Here is a 6,522-nt window from a genome sequence, read left to right as displayed (position 1 = left end):
CAGGGCTGGTGCCGTCCCATCTGGCGAGGGGTGTCAGCGGAGAGGGGGACCGGCTCTGCGCCGCCGGTCATGCCCGGCCTTGACGGTGGTGACCTGTCGCTATTCCGGGCCGGCGGCGGGGAGGGGCGCAGCCCTCTCCCGGACGGTCATGCCCGTCAGCCGCCGTTCTGCTGCGGCGCGCCTTGCGCCGGCGGGCGCTGGAGCAGCTCGCCCCAGGCGGAGAAGGCGTCGTTGAAGGCCTGCTCGCCGGCGGGGCCCTTCTCGAAGGCCAGCACCGCCTTCTTGTTGTTGGTGTAGGTGATGAGCGCATCCAGCCACGGATAGGCCTGGAGCAACGTCACGTTGCGTTGGCGGTCCGCAGACTTCTCGGAAAGGCCGACCAGGAACAGGGTCGGGTTCACCCGCACCGCGAGGCCGGCGAGCGGGGTGCCGAGGGCCTGCTGGTTCGGCTTCATGCGCACCGCGTCCAGATTGGAGACGCCGCCGAAGGGGAAGTCCTCGGGCAGGCGGAAGCCGACCTCGATGGTGTGGGAGGCCGGCAGGGTCTGGTCGGTGTTGCGGCGGAGCACGAAGCTCATGTTGATTTTGCGCTCCGGGATGACCACGTCGCCGCGCAGGCCGATGTCGGGGGGCAGGCCGGGACCGGCGTTCACGGTCTCGGTCTTCCACACCACCGTGCCCTCGAACACCTGCGGCTGCGCGCCGCCGGGGGTCTCCTCCAGCAGCACGGCGCGGGCGGGGCCGCCGCCGGGCCGGGGCGTGGCGGCGGGCGCGCGCCGGGCGGCATCGCCCGAGGCGGCGGTCACGCGGTCCGCGCTCTTGGGCTGGTCGGCGGAGCCGGACGTGGCGGGCGCGGAGGTGCGCTGCTCGCCGGAGCCGCCCAGGAACAGGTCGCGGTTCACCACCGCGAAGGCGATGCCGCCCAGCACCAGAAGCGCGAGCGCCAGCCACAGGGCGAATTTCTTCCAGGAGGGGGCCCCCTCCCCATTGGCGGGATGGCGGGCGCCGTTGGCGGCGACCATCCGGCTGCGCACCTCGCCGCGGCCGCGCACCGGCGGACGGCTGTCGGCCTCGGCGTCCTCGTCCTCCTCGCTGCGCTGGCGCGGCGGCAGCCGGCGCTCGGCGCGGCCGGGTGGCTCGGGCGGGGGCGAGGATGCGCCGGGCTGGGCCGACGGGATGGGCGGAGCCGGGCGCACGGGCTCCCGTGCCGGGGGCCGCGCGGGCGGTTCCGGCGCGTCCTCGTTGTCTTCGTCGTCCTCGGGCGCCGCCTCGTCCTCGACCTCGTCCTCGATGTCGTCGGGCTCGGGGGCGGAATTGTCCTGCTGGGCGTATTCCGCCTCGACCCGGCGGATGGCCTCCTCGAGACCCATGCGCTCGCGGGTGATCTCGCCCTCGGGCAAAGGCGGGTCCACGCCGCGCAGCTGGCGCATGAGGGCCGTGCGGGCGCGGTCATAGACCGCGCGGCGGCCCTCCCCCGTCTTCTGGGGCAGGCTTGAGATCGCGCGGACCAGCAGCGGGTAGTAGTCAGCCATGAGAGACGTGCGCTTCGCCTTGAGCCGTTAGGGCGGCTTCGCGTGACACTCGGGTCACGAAAGACGCCCTATCGCATTTATATGCCGCATTTCCGCGATGCGAACCGGAGTTCACGCCGCACGGAAATGCCCCGGACCCGCGTCACGCCCGAAGATCAGGCCTGAAACGGATTGTGGACCAGGATGGTATCATCGCGCTCCGGGCTGGTGGAGAGCACGGCCACCGGGCAGCCGATGAGCTCCTCCACCCGTCGCACATACTTTACCGCCTCCGCCGGCAGGTCCGCCCACGAGCGGGCGCCGGCGGTGGAATCCTGCCAGCCCTCCATGGTCTCGTAGATGGGCTCGGCGCGCGCCTGCGCCCCGCTCTCCGCCGGCAGGTAGTCGATTTCCTTGCCGTCAACCTTGTAGCCGACGCAAACCTTCAGTTCGGTAAATCCGTCGAGCACGTCGAGCTTGGTGAGGGCGATGCCGTGGATGCCGCAGGTGCGGACCGTCTGGCGCACCAGCACCGCGTCGAACCAGCCGCAGCGGCGCGGCCGGCCGGTGACCACGCCGAACTCGCGGCCCTTGCTGCCCAGGGTCTGGCCCACTTCGTCGGTCAGCTCGGTGGGGAAGGGGCCCTCGCCCACGCGGGTGGTGTAGGCCTTGGTGATGCCGAGCACATAATCCAGCGCGCCGGGGCCGATGCCGGTGCCGCTCGCCGCCGATCCCGCCACCGTGTTGGACGAGGTGACGTAGGGATAGGTGCCGTGGTCGATGTCGAGCAGCGCGCCCTGTGCGCCCTCGAACAGGATCTTCTTGCCGTCGCGCCGCGCCTTGTCCAGCAGCTCCCATACCCGGTCCATGAAGGGCAGGACCTTGGGGGCGATGGCGAGCAGCTCCGCCACCAGGGCGTCGCGGTTCACCTCTTCCATGCCGAGGCCGCGGCGGATGAGGTTGTGATGGGTCAGCAGCCGATCCACCTTGGCCGGCAGGCTGGACGGATCGGAGAGGTCCACGAGGCGGATGGCCCTGCGGCCCACCTTGTCCTCATAGGCCGGGCCAATGCCGCGCTTGGTGGTTCCGATGCGGGCACCCTCGGCGGTGGCGCTCTCGCGCAGGGCGTCCAGCTCGCGGTGCAGCGGCAGGATGAGCGGAACCGTTTCGGCGATGCGCAGCCGGTCGGGACCGATCTCGACCCCCTGCGCGGCGAGGCGGGCGAGCTCGTCCACCAGCGCCTGCGGGTCCAGCACCACGCCGTTGCCGATCACCGAGAGCTTGCCGCCGCGCACCACGCCCGAGGGCAAAAGCGAGAGCTTGTAGGTGACGCCGCCGACCACCAGGGTATGGCCTGCATTGTGGCCGCCCTGGAAGCGGACCACCACGTCCGCCTGCTCCGACAGCCAATCGACGATCTTGCCCTTGCCTTCGTCGCCCCATTGGGAGCCGACTACCACCACGTTGGCCACCTTAAGGCGCCTCCCGGACCGGCGCGGGTGCATCGCAACGCACGCGCGCACAAAGGAAAGCCCCGGCTCAGGTCCGGGGCGTTACGCAAGCGTCTTACGGGATCGGGGCTGGCGAGGCAAGGTAAACGAGGTGAGGGGAAAGAGACGAAGGGTCCGCGCGGCAAAGGCGTTGGCGCGGGGGCGCGGTTCGTGCTCTACCTTGCGCGATGAAACCGCCTTTTCGCGCCCAGAAGCCCGCCCGCCGTTCCGGTGCAGGACCCGCCCAGGCCCCTGCGCGGCCGGCCGCCGCGACGCCGGGCCTTGCCGCCCGCGCCCTCGCGGTGGACGGCCTTGAGCAGGTGCTGCGCCACGGTGCCGCGCTCGATGATGCCCTCGATGCCGATGTCGCCCTCGACCCGCGCGACCGGGCGCTCGCCTACCGCATCCTTGCCACCAGCCTGCGCCGCATCGGCACCCTGCGCGCCCTCATCGCGAAGCTGATGGAGCGTGGCCTGCCGAAATCGGCTCCGCGGCTGGAATCCGTGCTGCTGGCGGGGGCGACGCAGATCCTGTTCATGGATGTGCCCAACCATGCGGCTGTGGGGCTTTGCGTGGATCTCGCCCGCGCCGACCGCAACACCGCCGGCTTTGCCGGCCTGGTGAACGCCGTGCTGCGCCGCCTCACCCGCGAGGCGGACCAGCTGATGGCCGGCATCAGCCCCGATTTCGCCGACACGCCGGAGTGGATGGGCCAGCGCTGGATCAAGGCTTACGGCCTTGAGACCACCCGCGCCATCGCCGCCATGCACAAGGTGGAGCCGCCCCTCGACATCACCGTGAAGGCGGACCCGGCGCTCTGGGCCGAGCGCCTGTCGGGCGAGGTGCTGCCCACCGGCTCGGTAAGAATTCTTCAGGCCGGTCCCGTGCGGGCGCTGCCGGGCTTCGCCGAGGGGGAATGGTGGGTGCAGGACGCCGCCGCCGCCTTGCCGGCCCGGCTGCTGGGCGACGTGAGGGGCCTTCATGTGGCGGACCTGTGCGCCGCCCCCGGCGGCAAGACGGCGCAGCTCGCGGCCGCGGGCGCCATCGTCACCGCCGTGGACCGCTCGTCGTCCCGCCTTGCCCGGCTCAAGGAAAACCTGGAGCGGCTGAATCTCACCGCCCATGTGGTGGCGGGGGATGCCGCGGATTTCACCGGCGGCCCGTTCGACGCGGTGCTGCTCGACGCGCCGTGCTCGGCCACCGGGACGCTGCGGCGGCACCCGGACATCGCCGTCTCCAAGCGGCCGGGGGACCTTGTGACCCTCGCCGCGCTCCAGGCCCGCCTCATCGCCCATGCGGCGGACCTGCTGAAGCCCGGCGGCACCCTCGTCTATTCCACCTGCTCGCTGGAGCCGGAGGAGGGCGAAGAACAGGTGGAGCGGCTTCTGGCCGCCCGCAGCGACCTTATCCGCGCACCAATCGTGCCCGGAGAGGTGGAAGGCATTGATCCGTTCATAACTCCTCAAGGGGATATGCGCACTCTTCCCTGTCACTGGATGCGGGGGGAGGCGGAGCGGTCGGGTCTCGACGGCTTCTTCGCCGCCCGGCTGAAGCGCAAGGCCTGACGGTCAGGCCGGAGCGGGGCTGCCGGGCTTCCTTCCCATCCGTTGCGGCGAATCAGTCGGTGAAGACGAGCGCATGCGGATTTGGAATGGAGTGGCGGGACCCCTTCAGGTCGTGGCCAGAGATATCCTGGCCAAGGGTCTCGCCCCGTTATCGGGGAGATCCGTGAGCCGAAGCGGCCTCAAAGAGCGCACGCGCCTGATGGCCCTCCTCGCGGAGCTGTGGTCGCAGCAGGTGCTTGCGCGCCTCGGCGGCCGCACCATGGCGCTCGGCTACGTGCCGGTGCCGGTGCCCGAGCGCCTGCTCATCGCCCCCCAGGACCTGCGCACCGGCGACGCAACGCTGGCCAGCGAAATCTATTCCGGACGCTTCGCCTTCGCCGGCAAGGTGATGATGCTGGACGGGCGCACCCCGTTCGAGCTGGTGCCCCCCTCCGTGGAATGGGCCGAGGCGCTGCACGGCTTCGGCTGGCTCAGGCACCTCAAGGCCGCCGGCACCACCATTGCCCGCGCCAATGCCCGCTCGCTGGTGGGCGACTTCATGCGCGACCCGGGCAAGGCGAGGGCGGTGGCGGCGCGGCCGGACGTGGCGGCGCGGCGCATCATCTCCTGGCTCACCCAGGCCACCTTCCTGCTGCAGGACGCCGACCACGATTTCTACCGCCGCTTCATGCGCTCGCTGGCCCGGCAGGTGCGCCAGCTCAGGCGCATGGCCAACGACGCGCCGGACGGCCAGCCGCGCATGCTGGCGGTGACCGCCCTCGTCTTCGCCGGCCTGTGCATGTCGGACCAGGGCCGGCTCTTGAAGGCGGCGGACAAGCGCCTGTCCGAGGAATTGGACCGCCAGATCCTGCCCGACGGCGGCCCGCTCACCCGCAATCCCGGCATGCTCATCGAGCTCCTGCTGGATCTTCTGCCGCTGCGCCAGGCCTTCACCGCCCGCAACCAGCCGGCGCCTCCCGCGCTCATGAACGCGGTGGACCGGATGATGCCCATGTTGCGCTTCTTCCGGCACGGCGACGGGGCCTTCGCCCATTTCCACGGCATGGGGCACACGGCGGCGGACCAGCTCGCCACCATCCTCGCCTTCGACGACGCCCGCGGCGCCCCGGTGGCGAACGCGCCCTATTCCGGCTACCAGCGGCTCGACGCCCGCGCCCTCATGGTGATCGTCGATACCGGCCCGCCGCCCCCCGCGGTGGCGAGCTGGGAGGCGCACGCGAGCTGCCTTGCCTTCGAGTTCTCATCCGGCCGGCACCGCATCGTCATCAATTGCGGGGTGCCGGAGGTGCATCGGGAGATGTGGCGGCAGGTGGCGCGGTCCACCGCGGCCCATTCCACCGCGGTGATCGCCGACACCTCCTCCTGCCGCTTCCTGCAGGGCGGCTCCATGACGCGCATTTTCGGCGCGCCCATCGTATCGGGGCCGAAGCAGGTGGACGTGCAGCGCGGCACCCGCAACAACGCTTTGCTGCTGCGCGCCAGCCACGATGGCTATGCCGAGCCGTTCGGCCTCATCCACCAGCGCTCGTTCCGCCTTGCCATGGAAGGCAACCGGCTGGACGGGGAGGATGTGTTCAAGGTCGCCGAGGAGGGCGCGAAGCTGCCGGCGGAGACCTTCGCCATCCGCTTCCACCTGCACCCCTCCGTGACCGTGGAGCGGCTCGACGATCCCCACACCGCTCTGCTCAGCCTGCCCAACGGCGAGGCCTGGGCCTTCGCCGCGCCCCACGTGCCGCTGGCGGTGGAGGAAAGCGTGGACCTCGCCGCCGCCGGCGGCCCGCGCCGCACCTCGCAGCTGGTGCTGTCGGGGGAGGTGGTGCGCACGCCGCGCGTCATCTGGACCTTCGTGCGCACCCGCGAGGCCCAGAGCGTGCCGCCGGGCCGGCCGAGCGGACGGGGGTAGGGCGGGAGATCGCCGCCGCTGCTCCCTCTCCTGCTTGCGGGGGAGGGATGGGG

4 protein-coding genes are annotated in these 6,522 nt (G+C 71.4%); 2 read left to right on the top strand and 2 right to left on the bottom strand.

Annotation, left to right across the window (positions count from 1 at the left end; genetic code table 11):
• Positions 1-155: 155 nt before the first annotated feature.
• Positions 156-1,532 (bottom strand): hypothetical protein, encoded by a 1,377-nt coding sequence (locus K9U40_RS21330; RefSeq protein WP_282892126.1) that lies wholly within the window; start codon positions 1,530-1,532, stop codon positions 156-158.
• Between the two features lie 155 nt (positions 1,533-1,687).
• Entirely contained in the window at positions 1,688-2,983 is a 1,296-nt protein-coding gene (locus K9U40_RS21325; protein ID WP_282892125.1) for an adenylosuccinate synthase, read from the bottom strand.
• Positions 2,984-3,189: 206 nt separating this feature from the next.
• On the opposite strand from K9U40_RS21325, the gene rsmB reads away from it, so the two are divergent.
• Both rsmB and K9U40_RS21315 read left to right on the top strand, forming a co-directional pair.
• Positions 3,190-4,566, top strand: coding sequence for a 16S rRNA (cytosine(967)-C(5))-methyltransferase RsmB (rsmB, locus tag K9U40_RS21320; RefSeq protein WP_282892124.1), 1,377 nt, complete (start codon positions 3,190-3,192; stop codon positions 4,564-4,566).
• Between the two features lie 199 nt (positions 4,567-4,765).
• Positions 4,766-6,469: a heparinase II/III family protein gene (locus K9U40_RS21315; protein ID WP_282892123.1), complete on the top strand. Its 1,704-nt coding sequence runs from the start codon at positions 4,766-4,768 to the stop codon at positions 6,467-6,469.
• Positions 6,470-6,522: the final 53 nt, after the last annotated feature.

Origin of the sequence: Xanthobacter autotrophicus (assembly GCF_030015065.1) — a bacterium.
Classification (GTDB): domain Bacteria; phylum Pseudomonadota; class Alphaproteobacteria; order Rhizobiales; family Xanthobacteraceae; genus Xanthobacter; species Xanthobacter autotrophicus_D.
The sequence above is the reverse complement of the archived record's forward strand: the minus strand, read 5'-3'. Positions and strand labels throughout refer to the sequence as shown.